The organism is Nonomuraea sp. NPDC001699 (assembly GCF_053596455.1).
The window spans coordinates 1-1,293 of the sequence record NZ_JBSFGF010000086.1; the positions used below are offsets into that span (position 1 = coordinate 1).

Annotated in this window: 1 protein-coding gene; it reads left to right on the forward strand. The window is 66.7% G+C overall.

Annotated features, from left to right (window positions below):
* Window positions 1–67: 67 nt before the first annotated feature.
* Window positions 68–1,248 (forward strand): IS3 family transposase gene (locus ACWCSU_RS52815; protein WP_449945263.1). Its coding sequence is split into 2 segments (ribosomal slippage): window positions 68–332 and window positions 332–1,248, totalling 1,182 coding nucleotides; the frame shifts between segments, so codons are not numbered across the junction.
* Window positions 1,249–1,293: the final 45 nt, after the last annotated feature.

Below are 1,293 nucleotides of genomic sequence, written 5' to 3' on the forward strand. Positions count from 1 at the left end.
TGAGGTGCCCAGCAGATTCCGGACAGTCGGCTACATAAGCTGACAGAAGTCTGGAAGAGGTAGGTACGTGACGAGGCGTCGTAGGCAGTTCTCGCCGGAGTTCAAGGACGAGGCCGTCCGCATGGTGCTGGAGGGTGATCGGACGGTCGCGTCGGTGGCGCGCGAGTTCGGGATCAACGCCAGCACCCTGGGCAGCTGGGTGAACCGGCATCGGATCGTGAACGCTCAGGACGAGCAGCCGGGGCCGGTTGCCGGGCCGGACCGGGCCCGAATCCGGGAGCTGGAGCGGGAGAACGCCGAGCTGCGCGAGAAGTTGATCTTCCTGAAAAAAGCGGCCGCCTTCTTCGCGGCCGAGACTCGATGACGCTCGCCAAGTACGAGCTCATCGACGCGGAGAAGGCTCGTCACTCGATCGTGAAAATGTGCGCCTGGCTCGGCGTGTCCCGCTCGGGCTACTACGAGTGGCGCGAGCGGCCGGCCTCGGCCACCGCGCAACGCCGCGCGCTGCTGGCCGCGCTGGTCGCCGAGATCTTCGCCGACGCGCATGAGACCTACGGCTATCGGCGGGTGCACGCCGCCCTGGCCCGTCGCGGCGAGCACTGCTCGGCCGAGCTGGTCCGTGCCCTGATGCGCGAGCAGGGCCTCCTCCCGGCCCAGGCACGCGCCTTCCGGCCGGTCACCACCGTGCAAGACGGTGAGTTGCGCGGCATCCCCGACTTGATCGGCCGTGACTTCACCGCTGATCGGCTGGGCGTCAAGCTGGTCGGCGACATCACCTACGTCCGGACCTGGGAGGGCTTCCTGTATCTGGCCACGGTGATCGACTGTCACAGCAAGGCGGTGCTGGGCTGGGCGATGGCCGACCACTACCGCACCGAGCTGATCAAGGACGCGATCCGGATGGCCGACGGCACCGGACTGCTCCAGCCTGGTGCCGTGTTCCATAGCGACCGCGGCTCGAATTACACCAGCGACGAGTTCGGCCGGTTCCTGACCGGCCTGGACATCCGCCGCTCGGTCGGCCGCACCGGCATCTGCTACGACAACGCGATGGCCGAGTCGTTCTTCAGCGCGATCAAGAACGAGTGGCTGCACCGTTTCGTCTTCACCACCCGGGCCAAGGCGAAAAGCCAGGTCATCCGCTACATCGAAGGGTTCTACAACCGTCGGCGCCTGCACTCGGCGCTCGGTTACCGGCCGCCCCTGGAGGTTCTCAACGAGGCCCTTTCAACCCAGACGGCCGCATAGGCTGCGCTCATAACACAGCTGTCCGGAATCACCGTGGCCCCTCAG